The 20502-nt window shown below is 30.7% G+C and carries 21 protein-coding genes and 1 riboswitch; of the genes, 1 reads left to right on the top strand and 20 read right to left on the bottom strand.

All coding sequences use genetic code 11. The features are described 5' to 3' along the window. Positions 1-5: 5 nt before the first annotated feature. The 16 genes from thiT to ABV008_RS11430 form a co-directional block, all read right to left on the bottom strand. Entirely contained in the window at positions 6-566 is a 561-nt protein-coding gene (gene thiT / locus ABV008_RS11505; RefSeq protein WP_352419963.1) for an energy-coupled thiamine transporter ThiT, read from the bottom strand. Positions 567-654: 88 nt separating this feature from the next. Next, positions 655-758, bottom strand: a riboswitch (TPP riboswitch). Between the two features lie 46 nt (positions 759-804). Further along, positions 805-1452 carry a ribulose-phosphate 3-epimerase gene (gene rpe / locus ABV008_RS11500; RefSeq protein WP_352419962.1) on the bottom strand — a complete coding sequence of 216 codons (648 nt, stop codon included), beginning with the start codon at positions 1450-1452 and terminating at the stop codon, positions 805-807. A 2-nt stretch (positions 1453-1454) separates the two neighbouring features. After that, positions 1455-2330 (bottom strand): ribosome small subunit-dependent GTPase A, encoded by an 876-nt coding sequence (gene rsgA / locus ABV008_RS11495; protein WP_352419961.1) that lies wholly within the window; start codon positions 2328-2330, stop codon positions 1455-1457. 24 nt (positions 2331-2354) lie between these two features. Beyond that, complete coding sequence (pknB, locus tag ABV008_RS11490) at positions 2355-4283, bottom strand: Stk1 family PASTA domain-containing Ser/Thr kinase (RefSeq protein WP_352419960.1); 1929 nt, start codon at positions 4281-4283, stop codon at positions 2355-2357. A gap of 14 nt (positions 4284-4297) precedes the next feature. Then, a complete protein-coding gene (locus ABV008_RS11485) occupies positions 4298-5032 on the bottom strand; it encodes a Stp1/IreP family PP2C-type Ser/Thr phosphatase (RefSeq protein ID WP_352419959.1) in 735 nt (244 codons plus the stop codon). Between the two features lie 45 nt (positions 5033-5077). Continuing rightward, positions 5078-6112, bottom strand: coding sequence for a dual-specificity RNA methyltransferase RlmN (rlmN, locus tag ABV008_RS11480; protein WP_502929781.1), 1035 nt, complete (start codon positions 6110-6112; stop codon positions 5078-5080). A gap of 92 nt (positions 6113-6204) precedes the next feature. Continuing rightward, entirely contained in the window at positions 6205-7548 is a 1344-nt protein-coding gene (rsmB, locus tag ABV008_RS11475; RefSeq protein ID WP_352419957.1) for a 16S rRNA (cytosine(967)-C(5))-methyltransferase RsmB, read from the bottom strand. Between the two features lie 49 nt (positions 7549-7597). After that, the gene (locus tag ABV008_RS11470; protein WP_352419956.1) at positions 7598-8287 is read right to left on the bottom strand and encodes a zinc metallopeptidase; all 690 of its coding nucleotides are present in this window, start codon (positions 8285-8287) and stop codon (positions 7598-7600) included. Positions 8288-8311: 24 nt separating this feature from the next. Next, the gene (gene fmt / locus ABV008_RS11465) at positions 8312-9241 is read right to left on the bottom strand and encodes a methionyl-tRNA formyltransferase (RefSeq protein WP_352419955.1); all 930 of its coding nucleotides are present in this window, start codon (positions 9239-9241) and stop codon (positions 8312-8314) included. A gap of 2 nt (positions 9242-9243) precedes the next feature. Further along, on the bottom strand, positions 9244-9705 hold the full coding sequence (gene def / locus ABV008_RS11460; RefSeq protein WP_352419954.1) for a peptide deformylase: 462 nt from the start codon (positions 9703-9705) through the stop codon (positions 9244-9246). An 11-nt stretch (positions 9706-9716) separates the two neighbouring features. After that, the gene (priA, locus tag ABV008_RS11455) at positions 9717-12203 is read right to left on the bottom strand and encodes a primosomal protein N' (protein ID WP_352419953.1); all 2487 of its coding nucleotides are present in this window, start codon (positions 12201-12203) and stop codon (positions 9717-9719) included. Positions 12204-12299: 96 nt separating this feature from the next. After that, positions 12300-13493, bottom strand: a complete 1194-nt coding sequence (gene coaBC / locus ABV008_RS11450) for a bifunctional phosphopantothenoylcysteine decarboxylase/phosphopantothenate--cysteine ligase CoaBC (RefSeq protein WP_352419952.1) — start codon at positions 13491-13493, stop codon at positions 12300-12302. A 22-nt stretch (positions 13494-13515) separates the two neighbouring features. Next, on the bottom strand, positions 13516-13719 hold the full coding sequence (rpoZ, locus tag ABV008_RS11445) for a DNA-directed RNA polymerase subunit omega (protein ID WP_352419951.1): 204 nt from the start codon (positions 13717-13719) through the stop codon (positions 13516-13518). Positions 13720-13729: 10 nt separating this feature from the next. After that, positions 13730-14326 (bottom strand): guanylate kinase, encoded by a 597-nt coding sequence (gmk, locus tag ABV008_RS11440; RefSeq protein WP_352419950.1) that lies wholly within the window; start codon positions 14324-14326, stop codon positions 13730-13732. A 31-nt stretch (positions 14327-14357) separates the two neighbouring features. Further along, positions 14358-14618 (bottom strand): extracellular matrix/biofilm regulator RemA, encoded by a 261-nt coding sequence (gene remA / locus ABV008_RS11435; RefSeq protein WP_352419949.1) that lies wholly within the window; start codon positions 14616-14618, stop codon positions 14358-14360. A gap of 20 nt (positions 14619-14638) precedes the next feature. Beyond that, on the bottom strand, positions 14639-15532 hold the full coding sequence (locus ABV008_RS11430; RefSeq protein WP_352419948.1) for a YicC/YloC family endoribonuclease: 894 nt from the start codon (positions 15530-15532) through the stop codon (positions 14639-14641). Positions 15533-15873: 341 nt separating this feature from the next. On the opposite strand from ABV008_RS11430, the gene ABV008_RS11425 reads away from it, so the two are divergent. Next, positions 15874-17649 (top strand): Rqc2 family fibronectin-binding protein, encoded by a 1776-nt coding sequence (locus tag ABV008_RS11425; protein WP_352419947.1) that lies wholly within the window; start codon positions 15874-15876, stop codon positions 17647-17649. A 51-nt stretch (positions 17650-17700) separates the two neighbouring features. Here ABV008_RS11425 and pyrR read toward each other — a convergent pair whose 3' ends face one another. From pyrR to ABV008_RS11405, 4 genes are all read right to left on the bottom strand, one after another. Beyond that, positions 17701-18237 (bottom strand): bifunctional pyr operon transcriptional regulator/uracil phosphoribosyltransferase PyrR, encoded by a 537-nt coding sequence (pyrR, locus tag ABV008_RS11420; protein WP_352419946.1) that lies wholly within the window; start codon positions 18235-18237, stop codon positions 17701-17703. 125 nt (positions 18238-18362) lie between these two features. Then, entirely contained in the window at positions 18363-19274 is a 912-nt protein-coding gene (locus tag ABV008_RS11415; RefSeq protein WP_352419945.1) for an RluA family pseudouridine synthase, read from the bottom strand. Between the two features lie 13 nt (positions 19275-19287). After that, complete coding sequence (lspA, locus tag ABV008_RS11410) at positions 19288-19743, bottom strand: signal peptidase II (RefSeq protein ID WP_352419944.1); 456 nt, start codon at positions 19741-19743, stop codon at positions 19288-19290. Positions 19744-19840: 97 nt separating this feature from the next. Beyond that, complete coding sequence (locus ABV008_RS11405) at positions 19841-20500, bottom strand: TraR/DksA C4-type zinc finger protein (protein ID WP_352419943.1); 660 nt, start codon at positions 20498-20500, stop codon at positions 19841-19843. Between the last annotated feature and the right edge of the window lie 2 nt (positions 20501-20502).

Raw genomic sequence — 20502 nt, 5'->3', positions numbered from 1 at the left:
TCTCTTTACATAATAGCTTTTCTAATAGGCTTCCATAAAAGTATAATAATTATGATAGATATTACTAATTCTACTAATAGATAGGCTCCATTATACCCTAATGAGTATAGCCATGAGTTTATATCAGCAGCATTTTCTGAAAAAAACACAACCCCTGATAAAACATGGCTAATAAATCTTCCGAATATCGCTATAAGTATCCCAAATATTGCACCAACATAATCCATAGTTTTACTGCCAGGGTTTATATTACTTATGTTTCTATATAAGCCACTCAATCCTAGTAATCCAAATGCTATTGGATAATCTAAAAGGAATTGTATTGGATGCACAATGTATGGTTCTAAAATTGCTTGAAGTATTCCATAAACTAATCCTACTATTATTCCAGGTAATGTACCCCATCTTATCCCAATAAGAATTATTGGAATCATACTTCCAGCAGTTACAGAACCACCAAAAGGTGCTTCATAAACCTTTATCATACTTAGTACAGTGGCTAACGCTATCATAATACCACTTTCTGTTAAAAACCTTACTTTCTCTTTTTTTTCGATAGATATCATAAAAAAACCTCCCTTTGTGATTTTAGAATATTTACTAGGGAGGGATTAGTGTCTATTTAGTTTTCAATAGCACATAAGTGCAATGAAATATAATTTATAAACACTTCCCTACGCTAGTGTTAACTAGATCAGGTTAAAGGGTCGAAGCGAAAATTGCCTCCTCTCAGCACTAATGCTCCCCTAGTGTGAAATATTCCTGTTTGCTTACATTATAGCAAGTATTTAAATGAAAGTAAAGCTATATGTTCTTAAACATTTTAGTAGTATTTACAATATCATTACTATTAAAAATAGCTGAGCCCGCAACAAATATATTAGCTCCATAAGATTCTACTTCTTTAATATTGTCTAATTTTATCCCGCCATCAACTTGTATATCAATATTTTTATTAAAACTACTAATTAGATTTCTTAAGTCTATTATTTTATCTTTCATTTGCTCGATAAAGTACTGTCCACCGAATCCAGGATTAACTGTCATAATAAGTACCATATCAATTTCATCAATTATATATTTTATATTCTCAATAGATGTAGATGGATTTAGAGCAACTCCTGCTTTTATTCCAAAGCTTTTTATATGCTGTATAGTTCTATGAAGATGTACACAAGCTTCTTGATGAACAGTAATAATATCTGCTCCTGCCTCCACAAAATCCTTTATGTACAAATCTGGATTCTCTATCATTAAATGGACATCAAAAGGTACTTTAGTTACTTTTCTAATCATTTTTATTACAGGTGCCCCAAAAGTAATATTAGGAACAAAATGACCATCCATTACATCTAAGTGAATTAAATCTGCTCCGCCTTCTTCAACTAATTTAATTTGCTCTTCTAATCTACTAAAGTCTGCCGATAAAATAGAAGGAGCTATTTTTATCATATCTAATACCTCCTAATTCGTTTAATTTCTTGTAACATACTTAAATAATTATCATATCTAGATCTGCTTATTTCTCCGATTTCAACTGCCTTTTTTACTTCACAGTTTGGTTCCTTGTAATGATTGCAACCAGAATATTTACAAAATGAACTTTTATTATATATTTCAATAAAGTATTTTTCAAGTTCATCTTCTTCTAGAAAATCAATGTCTAAAGTACTAAAGCCAGGAGTATCTACGACCCATCCACCTAAATCTAATTCAATAAGTTCTACATGTCTTGTTGTATGCTTTCCCCGACTAGTTTTTTCACTTATACTACCAGTTTGCAGACTCAAATTAGATTGAACATTATTTAGTAAAGTGGACTTTCCCACACCTGAGGGACCAGCAAATACAGTAATTTTATCTTTTAGAATATCCTTTATTTCATCTATACCTTCTTTAGTTTTACAGCTTGTTTTAATAATTTTATAACCTGCCCGTTTGTAAATTTTGTAAATCATATCTGCCTCGCCATCTGAATCTAAGTCAGATTTATTTATGCAAATAACCACATCTAGTCCCTGAAATGATGCTAGAAGTAAAAATCTATCTAAAAGCCATAAGTTAGGACCAGGTTTTTGTGCAGCAAAAACTATTACAGCTTGGTTTACATTGGAAACAGGAGGCCTTTTTAATTCTGTAATTCTATCAAAAATATGTTCTACATATCCGGTATTATCTTCATTATTAATTTTAATCAAAACTCTATCTCCAATAAGGGGAACAGTTTTGTTTTTTCTAAAAAGCCCTCTTGCTCTACATTCATAAATTGTGTCATCTACCTTTACATAATAAAAACCACCTATGCCTTTAACAATAATTCCTTCTAGCATCAATCAATCCTCCTTAAATGATAATTAGATTTCTCCTTTAAATGTGCCATCAAAATATACTTCATATCTTGCATTTTTCTTACCCTTAACCAAAACAGAAATAGATTCCTCACTTGTACTATGAATTTCATTATATATCAATTCTCTCTCATTATCTTGTATTCTATATATTTTTACTTCAACTTCCTCCTTATCCTTTGGTAAAATTATGGATAAATTATTATTTATTAATTCCTCTTCTCCAGTTCCAGTATCATTACCATTATTTGTATCATTAGGTTCATCAGAACCTTTACTTACAGTTAAGTCTATAGTTGTATTCTCTTCCACTTCTGAATTAGCTGTAAAACTCTGCCAAATCACAATGTCTTTATCCACATTCTCATTAAGCTCATATTTAGTTTCTACAAACAGTCCTCTTGAAGTAAGTATCTTCTTAGCTTCCTCTATATTTTCTCCAATAACATTAGGCACGACTACGTAATTAATCTCAGGTCCCTCACTTACGACTAGATTTACTGTAGAGCCTGCAGTAGCTTTCGTATTTCCATCTGGAGTCTGACTTATTACATAATCTTTAGGTATATCACTAGGAACATGTTTAACGATAGGCTTTAAGTCCTTAGCCCGTATTAGAATCTCTGCCTCGTCTACATGCAGATTAACTACATCTGGTACATCGACTTCTTTTTGTCCTTTACTCAATGTTACTTCAATAGGATAACCTGATTTCACAGTTTCTCCTGCATCAACACTTTGGTAAACTACGTGTCCTTCTTTATACTCTTGACTGTACACTTCATTTTTTACTCTAAAATCCAATCCCATATCAACTAGCATTTTCTTAGCTACATCCTGATGAAGTCCAACTATACTAGGAACTTTTACTTCATGTCCTTGTATCTGTCCTCTAAACCAGAAAAAGCCTGCAGTAATCCCTAATGTCAATAACAGAGCTAAAATAATTGCAGATAGTGTAACAAATCTTGAAGACCTTTTTTTTGTCATATCACCTTTTTCATTCTTCTTCTTTTTATTATTTTTTAAATCTTTATTTATAGGTTCAATTAAGGTATCGTCAATTCTAGGTATAATTCTAGTAGGAGAATCATTATAGCTAGTTATGTTAATATCATCACTTCGTTTTACCTTTCTCAAGTCATCTAGTAATAATTTAATATCACTATATCTTGAACTTTGATCTTTTTGCACACATTTCATAATTATACTTTCAACATTTTTAGGAATAGAACTGTCAAAATGTGATGGAGGTTCTATATCTTCTTGAATATGCTTTAATGCAACTGAAATTGGACTATCTCCTTGAAAAGGAACACTTCCAGTAACCATTTCATACATAACAACCCCTAAAGAATAGATGTCAGATTTTTCGTCTGTGTATCCACCTCTTGCCTGCTCAGGAGAAAAATAATGAACCGATCCAATAACATTGCTAGTATTCGTCACGGTAGAAGTTGTTGCTGCCCTTGCTATTCCAAAGTCTGTAACTTTCACTATTCCATCTTCCGTAACTAAAATATTATGAGGTTTAATATCCCTATGAACTATATGATTTTCATGGGCATGATTTAATGCTTCTGCAATTTTCATCGCAATGTCTAAAGATTCATCAATACTTAATTTCCCTTTTTCTCTAATTAATTGCTTTAAGGTTCTTCCATTAACATATTCCATTACAATATAATAAATATTATCTTCAACACCCACATCGTAAATGCTAACAATATTGGGATGAGATAAGCTAGCAGCAGCCTGGGACTCTCTTCTGAATTTATTTATGAATTCTTCGTCATTAATAAATTCAGACCTTAATATTTTTACTGCTACAAATCTATTCAGTAGTCTACATTTAGCCTTGTAAACTAGAGCCATTCCTCCTCCGCCAACTTTTTCGATAATTTCATATCTATTTCCTAATATTTTCCCAATCATGCCTTCACCTTCTTTCAACTCATCTTAATAATCATTACAGTTGTATTATCAAAGCCACCAAGTTCATTGGCTGTATCTGTGAGACTACAACATGCCTGCCGTAAATCACTGGATTCACATAAAATTTCCTTGATTTTTAAATCGCTTACCATATTAGTTAGACCATCAGTACAAAACAATATTATATCATTGCCTTCAATGCTTTTGCTAATTATATCAGCCTTTATTTCTACATCTGTACCTAAAGCTCTCGTTATGATGTTTTTTTGCGGATGATGTATTGCTTCTTCATTGCTAATGCTTCCGTTTCTTACCAACTCTGCGACTAAAGAATGATCTTGTGTCAATTGATAAAGTTCTTTTTCCCTGAATAGATAGGCTCTACTATCTCCCATGTGCCCTATAAACATTTCATTATCAAATATAATTCCAAAAGTTATTGTAGTTCCCATACCATTACAGTTTTCTTTTTCTCTAGCCTCTTTTAAAATTCTATTATTTGCTTCCATTAAAGTTAAGTTTATAAATTTAGGGATATCAAGCTTTCCTTGAATAATATTTTCTTTCTCTCTCAAATAGCTTTCTTTAATTGTTTTAGTTGCCAATAAACTGGCCACTTCTCCTGCATTATGACCACCCATGCCATCTGCCACTACAAACAAAGGTAGCTTATTGTCGTCAGAATAAAAGTAAGAATCCTGATTGATGTTCCTTACTTTCCCTATGTCTGAACATACACAAATAAACATCTAAACACCCCACTTCACAAGATAATGAATTATATAGGTATAGCATTAATTAAATGGGTTCTGATTTTTAATATAATCTCTTCTTAGCTGTCCACAAGCAGCATTTACATCTGCTCCCATTTCTCTTCTTATAGTAGTGTTTATCCCATTTTTTATTAAAATATCTTTGAAATTTCTTATTGCTTCCTCATCAGATTTAGTATGAATAAATTCTTTTATTCTATTAAGTGGAATTAGATTTACATGACATAACATTCCTTTGAGTAATTTTACTATCTCTAATGCATCTTCTTTCTTATCATTTACACCATAAATCAATGTATATTCAAATGTTATTCTTCTTTTTGTTTTATTAATATAATAATAACATGCTTCTATTATCTCGTATATACTATGTCTATTGGCTATAGGCATAATCTTTTTCCTCTCTTCATCAAATGGAGAATGAAGAGAGATAGATAAGTTTATTGGAATCTCTTCATCAGCTAAATCATAGATTTTAGGAACTAACCCACAAGTAGAGATTGTAATATGTCTATAACCCAAATTTTGTCCTTCATCATCATGTATGATTTTAAGGAACTTTAATACATTATCATAATTGTCTAATGGTTCACCACTCCCCATTAATACTATGTTAGTAACCTTATAACCTTGGTCCTTTTGTATTTGATAAAATTGTTCAAGTATCTCTCCTGGCAAAAGACTCCTAACTAGCCCACCCTTTGTTGATGCACAAAACTCACAGCCCATTCTACATCCTACTTGAGTAGACAAACAAACTGATACGCCATGCTTATATTTCATCAATACGCTTTCTATAATGTTTCTATCATCTAACATAAACAAGTACTTACTAGTATCATCAAATTTTGAGTCTAGTCTTTGAACTATTTTAAGTTTACTAATATTATAATTTAGATTCAGCTTGTCCCTTAGTCCTTGAGGGAGTTCTGTAATATTATTTATAGATGAAACCATCTTCTGATGAATCCATTTAAATGTCTGATGTGCTCGATATTTTTTCTCCCCTAGTCTTATAAATACTTCTTCTAATTCCTCCATCTCTAGTGACTTCAAATCAATATTACTCAAATAATCCCTCCTAAGAAATCCTGATAAACAATATATATTATATCATAATAATGAAATCATTAACTATATACTATATTCTATATTTTAATCATTTTAGCAATAAAAAAACCATCTGTGTTATTAATATTAGGATAGAGTTCAATATAACCATTTGTAGCTGCTTTTTTCAACTCTTCTTCTCCAATAAGCTCTTCAAAACTTCTCAAAATAAAGCTTTTATTGTTTTCAATAAACTTTCTTACTAAGATTATATTTTCTTCTTTTTGAATTGTACAAGTACTATAAATTAAGACTCCACCTTTTTTAACATATTTACTACTATTCATTAGTATTTCATATTGTAATTTTGTTATTTCTGATAGATTATCTTCTTCTTTGCTCCACTTTATGTCAGGCTTTCTTCTTATCAGCCCTAGACCGGAACAAGGAACATCTACAAGGCAACAATCTGCTTTTTCAATTAATCTCTCATCTAGTTTACGTGCATCATATTGCTCTAATTGAATAATGTTTATTCCTAGTCGCTCTATATTGCCATTTATTAAGTTTAATTTATACTCATGAATGTCTCTTGCTATTATTTTGCCCTCGTTTTCCATCTTCTGTGCTATATGGGTAGTTTTACCTCCTGGCGCACTACAAACATCTATTACTAAATCTCCTGGTTTTGGATTCATGATTTGGGCTACCAGCATAGAACTTTCATCTTGTATTTGAAAAAAGCCATTCATAAACTCATCTGTATCAGTGATTCTTACTGGATTATCTATTATAATACAATCATATGCATATTCCCCTTCTTTTACATCAAATCCTCTCTTTTTTAGCTTATACATCAATTCTTGCTTAGCAATTTTTAAAGTATTTACTCTTATATTTAACTTTGGTTTCTCATTGTTTGCTAAACATAATTCTTCTGTAAAATTCAGTCCAAAATCTTTAATCCACTTTTTAATCATCCATTTAGGATGAGAATATTTCACTGATAAATATTCTGTAGAATCTATATTTCTTTCAGGTAATTCTATATTATTTTTATTCCTAGAAATATTTCTTAATATTGCATTTACAAAGCCTACCGAACCTTTATGTCCATATTTTTTAGCCAGTTTTACCGATTCATTTACTGCTGCACTATCAGGTATTCTGTCCATAAAAATTATTTGATAGACACCAATTCTTAAAATTTCTCTAATTATAGGAGCTATTTTCTTTATCTTAATCTTTGAAAATTGCATAATAATCCAGTCTATTAAAAGTTTACTCTCAATTACTCCGTATACAATCTCTCTTATAAATGATTCGTCTAAGCTACTAATATCCTTACCTATATTTCTATTTATGGATATATTAGAATAAGCTTCTTCTTCATTAATTTCATTTAGGATGTTTACTGCAATCTCTCTTGGGTTTTTATACATAACTTCACCTCATAATAGAATCTAAAAAAACAAAGGGGTAAATACCCCTTTAATCTCTTCTTCTTGATAATGCTAATAATCTCAAAAGCTGTGCTATAGCAGTAAGAGTTGCAGCTACATAAGTCAATGCAGCAGCGTCTAATACTTTTTTTGTTGGAATCAACTCATCTTGAGTAAGATAATCACCTGTTTCCAGTTGCAATAAAGCCCTTTTACTAGCATTAAATTCTACCGGAAGGGTAATTATTTGAAATAATACTACTCCTAAATACAACATAATCCCTGCATTCACTAATGAAGGAGCGCTAAATGCAAAACCAACAATAATTAACAGCCAAACAAATCTTGAACCAAATCCAGCTATAGGTGCTATAGTATTCCTAAGTATTAAAAAAGAATAACCATCTGCGTGTTGTATGGCATGACCTACTTCATGAGCAGCCACTCCCAATGAAGCAAGTGAAGTTCCATTATAAACTGTACTAGACAGTCTCAACACCTTGTTTCTAGGATCATAGTGATCTGTTAGTTTTCCAGGGCTATACTCAATATTTACATCATACAAACCTTTTTTATCTAATATCCTCCTAGCAACCTGTGCACCTGTATAACCTGACCTACTTCCGACTCTAGAATATTTATTAAAAGCACTTTGGATTTTTGATTGTGCATACATTGCAAAAAGGATAGCAGGAATTAAAAAAATAAATTCTGGTCCAAAGTAATAACCGTAATACATTCTCTTTCTCCCTCCTTGTAAATATTATTTCAGTGAAACTCCAATTTCAAATTCGTTTCCTTTTAAGAACTCTGACACAGACATACTTCTTTTACCTGGAAACTGAATTCTTTTAATCACAATGCAATTATCTACAGCATTTACAAATATTCCTTCATCATTAACTTTTACCACCATACCATTTTCCTCTTCATTTAACTTATCAACAATATCTACCTCTAATATTTTTAAGCTATTGTTCTTGTATGTTGCATATGCTCCTGGCCATGGCTGAGTACCTCTAACTAAATTTTGTATAAGAACCGCCTTTTTATTCCAGTCAATTTTTCCAAGGTCTTTAGACATCATAGGTGCATAAGTAGCTTCTTCATGAATTTGCGGGATTTTAGTGAGATTCCTAGTCTCCAATTTCTTGAGGGTTTCTATTAATAAGTCTGCCCCCATTTTCATGAGTCTATCATGAAGTTCTCCTGCTGTTTCCTTATTTAAAATTATAGTTTCTCTTTTAAGCAACATATCTCCTGAATCTAATCCTTTTTCCATGACCATCGTTGTTACCCCAGTATTTTTTTCACCATTGATTATTGCCCAATTTATAGGAGCTGCTCCTCTGTATTTGGGAAGTAGAGAAGCATGGACATTTATACAACCAAATCTAGGTATGTTCAATATATCTTCCTTCAAAATTTGTCCATAGGCAACCACAACTATTACATCTGGGTTCTCTTGTTGAATTTTATCTATACTCTCTATTGAATTTATATTATCTGGTTGAAATACATCTAAACCTAGCTGCAAGGCTTTTTCTTTAACAGGCGTGTGTAATACTTTTTTACCTCTACCTTTTGCCTTATCAGCCTGGGAGATTACAAGGGATATTTCATAGCCATTGTTAAATAATGCTTCTAGTGTTGGGACTGAAAAATCTGGGGTTCCCATAAATACAACTTTCATTTCTAACACTCCTGTTCATCATCGGCATCTACAACCTTGTCAATATATAATATTCCATTTAAGTGGTCAATTTCATGGCAAAGTGCCCTAGCTAAAAGAGCAGTTCCTTCGATTATATTCTTATTTCCCTCAATATCTAAATGCTCTACTTTTACTCTTTCAGGTCTACATACTTTACCACTTTTACCTGGAATACTTAAACATCCTTCCAAATCTATGCTTTTTCCTTCTTCCTCTATTATTTCAGGGTTAATCATTACTATTGGTCCTTCTCCAATATCTATTACAACCACCCTTTTTAAAATACCAACTTGAGGAGCTGCTAAACCCACTCCCTCTTCTTTATACATAGTATCTAGCATATCTTGTACTAAAGTTCTTATTCTTTCGTCGATTTTATCTACTTTTCTAGACTTTTTCCTTAAAATTGGGTCATCTTCAAATCTTATCTGTCTTATAGCCATTACATAACCTCCTATATAATTGATACTGGATTTATATCTATACTTACATTTACTTTTTTATAATCCTTTTTTTCTCTATTCTTTTTATTTACCCAATCAATTGCCTTAGTTACCATAAGAATATCTGATTTATTAGTTTTAATTATGATTTGACGTCTATACTTTCCTTTAATTTTGTAAATAGGAGCATCCATAGGTCCAATAACTATTTCTCTCTTTTCTAAGCTATTAGTTTTTTTATAGATTAATTGCCTGATCTCTTCAGCAATAAAATTAGAAATATTATATGTATCCTTTTCATTTTCTCCCGAAACGATTATATTTATAATATCTGTAAATGGAGGATAGTTAAATTCCTTCCGTATGGATAATTCTTTATTGTAGAAGCTAATAAAATCATGAGACTTAGCCGTTACTATACTATAATGCTCAGGTTCATAAGTCTGAAGAATTACCTTGCCATCATATTCTCCTCTTCCAGCTCTTCCTCCTACTTGTGTCAATAATTGAAATGTCCTTTCAGAAGCCTTAAAATCAGGTATATTAAGTGTAGTATCTGCAGCGATTATCCCGACTAATGTTACATTTGGAAAATCTAATCCCTTTGATATCATTTGAGTTCCTATAAGTATATCAATATCACCTTTTTTCATTTTTCCAAATATTCTTTCATGGCTTCCCTTTCTTGAAGTTGAGTCAATATCCATTCTGGCTGTTCTAGCATGTGGAAACAACCTTTTTACTTCTTCCTCTACTTTCTGAGTGCCTGTTCCAAAATATTTAATGTATTTACTATTACAGCTAGGGCATAAAGTTGGGGGGTTCATGGTATATCCACAATAGTGGCATTTAAGAATATTTTGTGCCATATGATATGTCAACGAAATATCACATTTTTTACATTTTACAACAAAACCACATTTTCTACAAGAAATAAAGGTGGAAAATCCTCTGCGATTTAAAAAGAGAATTGTTTGTTTTTTTGCATTAAGATTTTCTGCTATAGAATTATATAGTATATTACTAAACATTGATTTATTGCCATTATCTAATTCTTTTTTCATATCTATTACTTTAATTTCAGGCATTTCCCTTCTATTTACCCTATTAGATAACTCTAGTAACTTATATTCTCCTTGTTTTGCTTTATAATAGGACTCAATTGATGGAGTTGCAGAACCAAGTATCAAAGTTGCGCCTTCTATTTCACATCTCTTTTCTCCAACTTCTATCGCATTATATTTAGGGTTCATACTAGATTTATAGCTCGTTTCATGCTCTTCATCTATAATAATAAATGCAAGATTATCAAAAGGAGCAAAAATTGCAGATCTTGCTCCTACAACAATTTGCACCTCATGTTCTTTTATTTTTCTCCACTCATCATATCTTTCTCCATTTGATAAGCCGCTATGTAATACCGCTACATTATTTCTAAATCTTCCCGCAAACCTTTCAACTGTTTGCGGAGTAAGAGATATTTCTGGTACTAGAACAATTGCTTGCTTTCCCATTTCAATTACCTTCTCTATTAGTTGAAGGTAAATCTCTGTCTTTCCACTTCCTGTTACTCCATGAATTAAATATTTATTATATCCATTTGTAAGATAATCGTTATAAATTTTATCAACACAGTATTTTTGGTCTTGTGTTAATTTAACTTTATTATACGGTTCAATTTCTTTTGTTATAGCTTCTCGCTTAACTTCCACATCTTCAATTTTTATAATTTTCTTTTCTTCTAAGGATTTCAAAGAGCTTAGGCTGCAATTAGTATTCATCATTAATTCCTTTAATTTTATTGATTCTATATTTTTAATGTAATTAATGATCTCAATCTGCTTTGTAGCGTTTTTAGCTAATTTACTGAGCGCTTCCTCCATATGCTCAAATCCAAAATTTCTTTTAACAACTTTCTCATACCTTTTATTCACTTCAGAACTAACTGTTTTTGTAATCTGTATTATTCCACTCATAAACAATGAATTTAGACTTGGATTAATGTTAGTTATTCCTGTTGCCTCTTTAATATCCTGTGCTTCTGCTTCTCCGTGTCGCTCTAAAAATTCTATTATCTTTAATTGGTTTTTGGAATTGATTTTATCTAAAATATTCTTATCATTATTTATTAAATTCACTACATCAATTGCTTTATTTGTCGTACCAGTAGGCAGCATAGTTCTAAGGATGTCACTATATTGTGCTAAGTATTTTTCCTTCATCCAAAAGCTTAACTTAATTAAATCATTAGATAAAACAGGATCATCATTAAAAATAGTTTTTATAGGTTTAATCCTTTTATATTCTATATCTGTATGGCAAATTATATTAACTATTATCCCCTCAACTAGTTTGTTGCCTATTCCAAAAGGTACCAATACCTTTTTTCCAATTTCGATATCTTTTTTATATTCTTCCGGAACAATATAGGTGAATAATCTATCAGTGTTTGAACTTGTATTGTCTACAACTACTTCGACAAATACTTTATTAGTCATAAGATCCAACCTTTCGATTTAAGCATAAAATATTTCAAAAGCTAGATGTATACACAATAAAGATAGGACTCTACCATGTCAAACATCTAGCTCTAATCAACAATTTAATATTGCAGATATTTTATCTATTATTGCTTTTGCTACTTTTTCTTTTTTCATTAGTGGATAGTCTTTTACTGTTCCATCTTTATCAATAATTGTTACTATGTTACTATCGCTTTTAAATCCAGAATTCTCAGTAAGTACATTATTCGCAACAATAAAATCTAAATTTTTTTTGTCAATCTTTTTCTTCGCATTCTCTATAAGATTTTCTGTTTCTGCAGCAAACCCGACAATTATTTGATTTCTCTTAAGCTTACCAAAGTGCGCAGCAATATCTGGATTTCTAGTAAACTTAAACTCTATTTCATCTTTGCTCTTTTTTATCTTATGTTCACTTACGGTAACTGGCCTATAATCTAAAGGAGCTGCTGCTTTTATAAGCACATGACATTCAGCAAAATGTTTTTCTATTGAACTTAACATTTCTTGAGTAGTATTCACTTTAATCAACTTAGTTCCTATAGGTGGCTCTAAATTCACTGGACCTGATACTAATATAACCTCTGCTCCTCTCCGCTGTGCTTCATTTGCAATAGCATATCCCATTTTACCACTTGAATGGTTAGTCATATATCTAACTGGATCAAGAGGTTCAATAGTAGGTCCAGCAGTCACTATGATTTTTTTTCCTTTAAGTTGGCTATTGGTTAAAGAATTTACTAAATAATCTACTATATCACATGGTTCTGCCATCTTGCCTTCTCCAAAATCACCACAGGCTAGCCTGCCAGATCCAGGTTTAATAAATTCATAGCCATATTTTTTTAGCTTATTAGAATTTTCTTTGAAAATTAAATTATTATACATATTTGTATTCATGGCTGGTGCAAAAATCACCTTTGCTTTTGTAGCCATTATTGTAGTACTTAACATATCATCAGCAATTCCATTAGCTACCTTGCCAATAATGTTGGCTGTAGCAGGTACTACTAAAAAAATATCAGCTTTTTTTGCTAAAGAAATATGCTCGATTTCCCAATGTGTTGGCTCTTTAAATATATTTACTGTCACTGGATTTTGCGATATTGATTGAAAAGTTAAAGGTGTTACAAATTCAGTTGCTGATTTAGTCATTATTATGTTTACATTTGCATTTAATTTTCTTAGTCTGCTAACTACATCAACAGCTTTATATACTGCAATGCCACCAGTAACACCCATTACTACATTTTTTCCACTAAGCATCTCATTCACCTCGCAATAAAACCTATTTGCTAGCTTGTGGTCTTGTATAAGTAACCTTACCTTCAGCCACCTCTTGGACTGCAACAGATACTGGCTTACTAGACACTGGTTCTACAAAAGGTTCTGAACCGTCCACAATTTGTCTTGCTCTTTTAGACACTAATAAAACTAAAGTGTATCTACTGTCTACATTTTTTAATAAATCATTAATTGAAGGATATAACATAAAAAACCTCCTAAATTTCTTTAATAATATCTATTTGTCTATTGACTTTATACCTTTCGGCATCAATAATTGATTCAATTCTTTTTACTGCTAACTCTATCTCATCATTCAAAACAGCATAGTCATATTTAAAAACATATTGAATTTCTTTGTATGCGGCCATAAATCTCTTTTCTATTGCATCTTCAGTCTCTGTACCTCTATTAATAATTCTTTTCTTTAGTTCTTCCATAGAAGGTGGAAGTATAAAGATAAATACTCCATCCGGATACATCTCTTTTACCTTCAGAGCACCTTGTATATCTATCTCTAATAAAACGTCATTACCTTTTTCGATTTTATCCAAAACATATTTTTTAGGAGTGCCATAATAGTTCCCATGTACATATGCATACTCAAGAAACTCTCCATTTACTATCATACTTTCAAACTCTTCTTTATCTATAAAAAAATAGCTTATTTTATCTATTTCACCAGCCCTTGGTTCTCTTGTAGTTGCAGATACTGATAAATTTATTTTGTCATTATCATGAAGTAGTTGTTTGCATACCGTCCCCTTACCTACACCTGATGGACCAGAAATAACAATAAGCAATCCATTTTCCATGTAATTCTCCTCTTTTCATAAATATATATAGTTACTCAATTTCAGTATTTTCTCTACTATTTAATCTATGTGCTACTGTTTCTGGCTGTACTGCAGACAATATAATATGGTCGCTATCCGTAATAATTACAGCCCTTGTTCTTCTTCCATAAGTAGCATCAATAAGCATTCCTCTATCTCTAGCTTCTTGAATTATTCTTTTGATAGGTGCTGATTCAGGACTTACTACAGCAATTATCCTATTGGCAGATACTATATTACCAAATCCTATGTTAATAAGCTTTATACTCATGATCATCCTCCTTAATGAGATTATTCAATATTTTGAATCTGTTCTCTAATTTTCTCCATTTCACTTTTAAGCTCAACTACATAATTAGTTACACTAATGTCTCCTACTTTAGATCCTATCGTATTTACTTCTCTATTCATTTCTTGTACTAAAAAATCCAATTTTCTGCCAACAGTGTCCTCATTTGATTGTAAAGTATTAATAAACTGATTGATATGACTATACAATCTCACTATTTCTTCATCAATGCTACTTTTATCAGCATAATAGGCTACTTCATTTGCCAGTTTGTTTTCATCGATTTCATATTTCTCATCTAATAATTCGTTGATTCTATTCCATAGCTTTTCTTTATATTCTATTACAACTAGAGGGGCTTTTTTTTCAATTTCTTTAACTATTTCGTTAATATTAAGAAGTTTTGATTCTATATTTTTCGCAAGTTCTTTCCCTTCGGCAATTCTCATAATAATTAAATTCTGTAAAGCCATATCAACTGCTTTATTTAAGCAAAGCCACATTTCGTCCTCATCTTCTTCTCTTTTCTTTGCCTTAATAATATCGGGGAATTTAGTGAACATTTCAACAGAAAAATCATTTTTTAAGTCAATCTCTTTGCACAATAAGTCTATTGCTTTTTTATATGATTGAGCTAAAGGTAAATCTACATTTACCTCTACTTCTCCTTCACTGATATATTCTAAATTAATATATACTTCTACTTTTCCTCTATTAACGACATTTCTAACTTGTTTTTTTACTCTTTCTTCAAGATATCCAATATGCTTAGGCATCTTTACTAAGGTGTCATTATATCGATGGTTAACAGATTTAATTTCTACTATAAAATTTCTAATACCATCATTCTTTTCTCCTCTACCAAATCCCGTCATACTCTTTATCAAGCTACTCATCCTTCCCAAACTATTATAATCAATTTTACCATAAAATACACTTGTGTCAATGACATAGAATAAGCAATAAACAACAAAGAAATTAGTACTAACATAAATTATTTGAATGTTCTTTTATTCATATGATACTATATATTTAAGTTTGACTTTATTGGCTTCAACCCTTTGTTTTATTACAAAATCTTAATAGTTTATTGTTTATTATCTCTTTTTAAGCTTTCTTTAGTCAAGAATTTTTTGTAGGAATCACTTTTCTCTAAGTATATATCCTAGAGATTAAATCTTTTCAATAGTTTATAAAAAGTGATATACTTTATTAAAACATATTTGGAGGAATTATTATGTCTTTTGACGGAATAGTAGTAAAATCTGTAACATATGAACTATTCAATTTATTGAATAACGGTAGAATAGAAAAAGTTTATCAACCTGAAAATGATGAAATAATGCTTAGTATAAGAAATGGCAGCAATAATTATAAACTTCTTATCTCTGCGAGTAGTAGTAATCCTAGAATTTATATTACTAATGAAACAAAGGTTAATCCAATTACGCCACCTATGTTTTGTATGCTACTCAGAAAACATATTCAAAGTGGAAGAATAATTGACATTTATCAGTATTCCATGGACAGAGTAATATGTATCGATATACAAAGTCTAGATGAATTAGGAGTATTGTCAACTAAAACATTAATTATTGAAATTATGGGAAAACATAGCAATATAATTTTGATTGATAAAAAAACTAATAGGATTTTTGATTCTATAAAACGGGTACCTTCGTCTCTTAGTAGTATAAGACAAGTTCTACCTGGACTAGAATATAAAAATCCTCCTTCTCAAAATAAGTTAATTCCGTTTAATTTAAGTAAAGAAGATTTTATTAGTCTCTTTGATAAATCCGAAAAAGGAATACCAGTATTTAAAATGTTATATGGAAATATAATTGGGATAAGTCCTTTAATAGCAAAAGAAATATGCTACAGAGCAAACTTAAATGATAGCATAATAGTTGGGCAATTGAATGGTGATTATGCTGATAATTTATACATTTCTTTTAAAAAGTTTTTTTGTAATATTAATGACAATGTTTTCTTTCCAACCATAGTAAATAACGAAAGAAGTGATGAAATTATAGCATTCTCTGCTATAGATATATTACAGTATGGTAATTTCCCTAAAATCCACTATAATTCAATTAATGAGCTTTTAGAAATTTACTATATTACTAGAGACAAAATAGATAGAATTAAACACAAATCAAGCGATTTAAGAAAATCCATTTCAATAAAACTTGATAGAACTCTAAATAAACTTGCAAAGCAAAAAGAAGAGCTTCTAGAGGCTGAAGAAAGAGAAGTATTTAAAATCTACGGTGATTTATTAACAGCAAATCTTCATAAGGTTGAAAAAAAGCAGAGTTCAATTGTACTAGAGAACTATTATAAAGAAGATTTAGAAAAGGTTCTTATAAATCTTGATCCTCGTTTATCTCCTATTCAAAATGCACAAAAATATTACAAGAAATATAACAAGCTAAAAAGTGCTCATCAACTTGTTAGTGAACAAATAGTAAAAACTCAAGAAGAGGTAGATTATCTAGAAAATGTATTGATTAGCCTAGAAAACTGTACCGAGTTAAAAGAACTAGAAGAAGTAAGAGAAGAATTAGTTAATGAAGGTTACGTTAAAAAATCTTCAACTAAGGGGAAGAAAAAAGAAAAAGAAGTTATATCTTTTCCACATCATTTTGTATCATCTGATGGATACCATATTTATGTTGGAAAAAATAATAAACAAAACGATCGTCTCACTTTAAAACTAGCTAATAAAGACGATATTTGGCTGCATGCAAAGAATATTCCTGGCTCTCATGTAATTATTAAGAAAAAAGATGGTCAAATTTCAGAATATGCTATAACTGAGGCTGCTTTATTAGCAGCTTATCATAGTAAGGCCAGATTATCTAGTAATGTCCCAGTTGACTATACTGAAAGAAAAAATGTAAAAAAGCCTAATGGTGCAAAACCTGGTATGGTTATTTATGATTACTACAATACTATTTATGTGACTCCAGATAAAGAATTACTAAATAAACTAACAAAAATTGAATAATGATCATTATTATAAGACTCCAGCCTTTAGACTGGAGTCTTCAATATTTATCTATAAGTTACTTATTAGAACTTGATTTACTCCATCAGTTTCAAATAAATTTACACTTATTATTTCTTCTCTAGAAGTAGGTACATTTTTTCCAACATAATCAGCTCTTATTGGAAGTTCTCTATGTCCTCTGTCAATTAATATAGCAAGTTGAATCTTTCTAGGTCTACCCTTATCAATTAATGCATCAAGAGCCGCTCTTACAGTCCTTCCAGTAAATAATACATCATCAACTAATACTACTATTTTGTTATTGATATTAAAATTAAACTCTTCTGATTTCACTATTGGCTTATGGTTAATTTCTGATAAATCATCTCTGTATAAGGTTATATCTAGAGTTTGTACTGGTACCTCTTTATTTTCAATATCTTTAACTTTGTCAGCAATCCTTACTGCAAATGGTACCCCTCTAGTCTTGATGCCAACTAACACTAAATCCTTAGTTCCCTTGTTTTTTTCCAAAATTTCATGTGCAATCCTAGTAATAACCCTATTTATAGCGCTTTCATCCATAATAATAGCCTTTGTCTCCATAATTATACCCTCCTACATCACTTCTAAAAAAGCTAAATACCTGAAAAATAAGCTTAAGTATGCCTTGTAACTGAATAGTAGATAAAAAACTTAACTTAGTTTTTATAAATATTACCTTTTCTCAATTAATTATCCCTTAAAATATTCAAAATTTTCATAAATTGTTCTGGCAAAGATGAATCAAACTCTAAATACTCTTTAGTTCTAGGATGAATAAAACCAATAGTTTTGGCATGAAGAAGCTGTCCTTTGGTTTTAAACCTCTGGTTTTTACTCCCATAAACAGGATCACCAGCCACAGGATGATTAATGAATGACATATGCACTCTTATTTGATGCGTCCTTCCAGTTTCAAGTTTTGCCTCTATGAAAGTATATTGACCAAATCTCTCTAGTACCTTAAAGTGTGTCACTGCTTCTCTACTATTTTGGCTTGTTACAGTCATTTTTTTTCTATCTACAGGATGTCTTCCGATTGGCGCATCTATTGTGCCTTTATCTTCTTTAATATTACCGTCAACAAGTGTGTTATAAATTCTATTAATTGTATGAGCCTTCAATTGTTTTGACAATTCCTCATGAGCTAAGTCGTTTTTCGCTATCATTAAGAGTCCAGAAGTATCCTTATCTATTCTATGTACAATACCTGGTCTAATAATACCGTTAATACTTGATAAGCTATTTAAATGATATAATAAAGCATTTACTAACGTGCCCTTATAGTTTCCAGGTGCAGGATGTACTACCATGCCCTGTGGTTTATTTACAACAGCAACATCTTCATCTTCATAAACAATATCAATTGGTATATTTTCAGCTTCTATATCTAACTTTTTAGGTTCTGGAAGATATACCTTTATATAGTCTCCTTCAGAAACAACATACTTGGCTTTTACTTCTTTGTTATTTACTTTAACTAATCCTTCTTTTATAAGTTTTTGAATAAATGATCTTGAAACATCGTTTATTTCTTGTGATAGAAATAAATCTATTCTTTCATTGTCTTCACCATCAACAAATATCTCTAATAATTCCATAATAACACTCTTCCTAAAATTCATATTTGTTAAAAATTACTAAATAGCATATTAATAATGTAGCAATAACAATAAAGCTATCTGCTAAATTAAATACTGGGAAATCGTATAGACCCCAAAATTTCACATCTATAAAATCAACCACATATCCTAATCTAATCCGATCAATAAGGTTTCCGATAGCTCCACCAATTACCATTGACAATGCTATCTTCATAGTAATAGTTAGGTTTGTATTCGTCCTTATGTATGTTATGATTCCAATCACCACCATAGTTGTAATTATAATGAAAACCATTTTTTTGTTTTGTAATATTCCAAAAGCGGCTCCAAAATTCTCTACATAATTAAGTTGTAAAAAATCCTTGATGATAACAATAGGAGCATTCATTTTAAGTAGTTTTATTGCATATAGCTTTGCTATCTGATCTAATATTATTATTATTAAACTTATTGCAACATATAGCATCTTTTGCCTCCTTAAATTAGTATATTACTATTGTAAAGTATAAAACCTTTTTTTACAACTTAAAGCTATAAAATGAGGCTAGATTATATCTAGCCTACTAGTCAGAATTATCTTTTCTTTTAGTGTCTATAAATTGTTCCTTATAATAATCTTCAGATATTCCTTCAACTTCTTCAACAAGACCATGCTCCACATCATCAAATATTCCTTGATTATCACCTGTTGTAAATGAAGGATCTCCTGGAACATCATTAAATTTCAGAACAGACTGCAAGCTATCTTCTCCATCAAATCCTACATTATCTTCTACTGAAATATCTGTGTTAGAATTTCCATAAGGGAACTGTATGTTCTCCTCTTCCTGAGGACGATAGCTCATCTTTTTATCTATAGGTAATTCTTTATCAGAGCATTCTATACACAGATTGGTATATGGTAATATCTCTAATCTATCTTCATCTATACTATTTCCACAAATTTCGCATACCCCATATGAACCATTATTAATTCTTTCTAATGCAGCATCTATTTTATCTGCTATATTAGCTTGACTGCTTTTTAATCCCATATTTTGTTCCATCATAAACATCTCGGTGCCTAAATCTGCTGGATGATTATCATACGAGGATAGCTCATCAAAATACTCTTGCATTGAATCATTAGGTTCATTTGAATTCATTAGTTTCAAAGTATTTAGTATACCACTTTTTTCTTTAATCAATAACTCTTTAAAATGTTTCAGCTTTTGTTTTTCCATTT

Origin of the sequence: Proteiniborus sp., from assembly GCF_040308045.1 — a bacterium.
Lineage (GTDB): Bacteria > Bacillota > Clostridia > Tissierellales > Proteiniboraceae > Proteiniborus.
Note: the sequence above shows the minus strand (reverse complement) of the source record. Positions and strands in the feature narration are given on the sequence as shown.

Bases quoted from the DNA above. Each gene is read 5' to 3' on its own strand.
- ABV008_RS11470 (WP_352419956.1), bottom strand. From the start codon at position 8,287: ATGTATTACGGTTATTACTTTGGACCAGAATTTATTTTTTTAATTCCT.
- pyrR (WP_352419946.1), bottom strand. From the start codon at position 18,237: ATGGAGACAAAGGCTATTATTATGGATGAAAGCGCTATAAATAGGGTT.
- ABV008_RS11485 (WP_352419959.1), bottom strand. From the start codon at position 5,032: ATGTTTATTTGTGTATGTTCAGACATAGGGAAAGTAAGGAACATCAAT.
- fmt (WP_352419955.1), bottom strand. From the start codon at position 9,241: ATGAAAGTTGTATTTATGGGAACCCCAGATTTTTCAGTCCCAACACTA.
- priA (WP_352419953.1), bottom strand. From the start codon at position 12,203: ATGACTAATAAAGTATTTGTCGAAGTAGTTGTAGACAATACAAGTTCA.
- gmk (WP_352419950.1), bottom strand. From the start codon at position 14,326: ATGGAAAATGGATTGCTTATTGTTATTTCTGGTCCATCAGGTGTAGGT.
- ABV008_RS11405 (WP_352419943.1), bottom strand. From the start codon at position 20,500: ATGGAAAAACAAAAGCTGAAACATTTTAAAGAGTTATTGATTAAAGAA.
- pknB (WP_352419960.1), bottom strand. From the start codon at position 4,283: ATGATTGGGAAAATATTAGGAAATAGATATGAAATTATCGAAAAAGTT.
- ABV008_RS11425 (WP_352419947.1), top strand. From the start codon at position 15,874: ATGTCTTTTGACGGAATAGTAGTAAAATCTGTAACATATGAACTATTC.
- rpoZ (WP_352419951.1), bottom strand. From the start codon at position 13,719: ATGTTATATCCTTCAATTAATGATTTATTAAAAAATGTAGACAGTAGA.
- thiT (WP_352419963.1), bottom strand. From the start codon at position 566: ATGATATCTATCGAAAAAAAAGAGAAAGTAAGGTTTTTAACAGAAAGT.
- rsgA (WP_352419961.1), bottom strand. From the start codon at position 2,330: ATGCTAGAAGGAATTATTGTTAAAGGCATAGGTGGTTTTTATTATGTA.
- ABV008_RS11430 (WP_352419948.1), bottom strand. From the start codon at position 15,532: ATGAGTAGCTTGATAAAGAGTATGACGGGATTTGGTAGAGGAGAAAAG.
- lspA (WP_352419944.1), bottom strand. From the start codon at position 19,743: ATGCTATATGTTGCAATAAGTTTAATAATAATAATATTAGATCAGATA.
- def (WP_352419954.1), bottom strand. From the start codon at position 9,705: ATGGCTATAAGACAGATAAGATTTGAAGATGACCCAATTTTAAGGAAA.
- remA (WP_352419949.1), bottom strand. From the start codon at position 14,618: ATGAGTATAAAGCTTATTAACATAGGATTTGGTAATATAGTATCTGCC.
- coaBC (WP_352419952.1), bottom strand. From the start codon at position 13,493: ATGCTTAGTGGAAAAAATGTAGTAATGGGTGTTACTGGTGGCATTGCA.
- rpe (WP_352419962.1), bottom strand. From the start codon at position 1,452: ATGATAAAAATAGCTCCTTCTATTTTATCGGCAGACTTTAGTAGATTA.
- ABV008_RS11415 (WP_352419945.1), bottom strand. From the start codon at position 19,274: ATGGAATTATTAGAGATATTTGTTGATGGTGAAGACAATGAAAGAATA.
- rsmB (WP_352419957.1), bottom strand. From the start codon at position 7,548: ATGTATAAAAACCCAAGAGAGATTGCAGTAAACATCCTAAATGAAATT.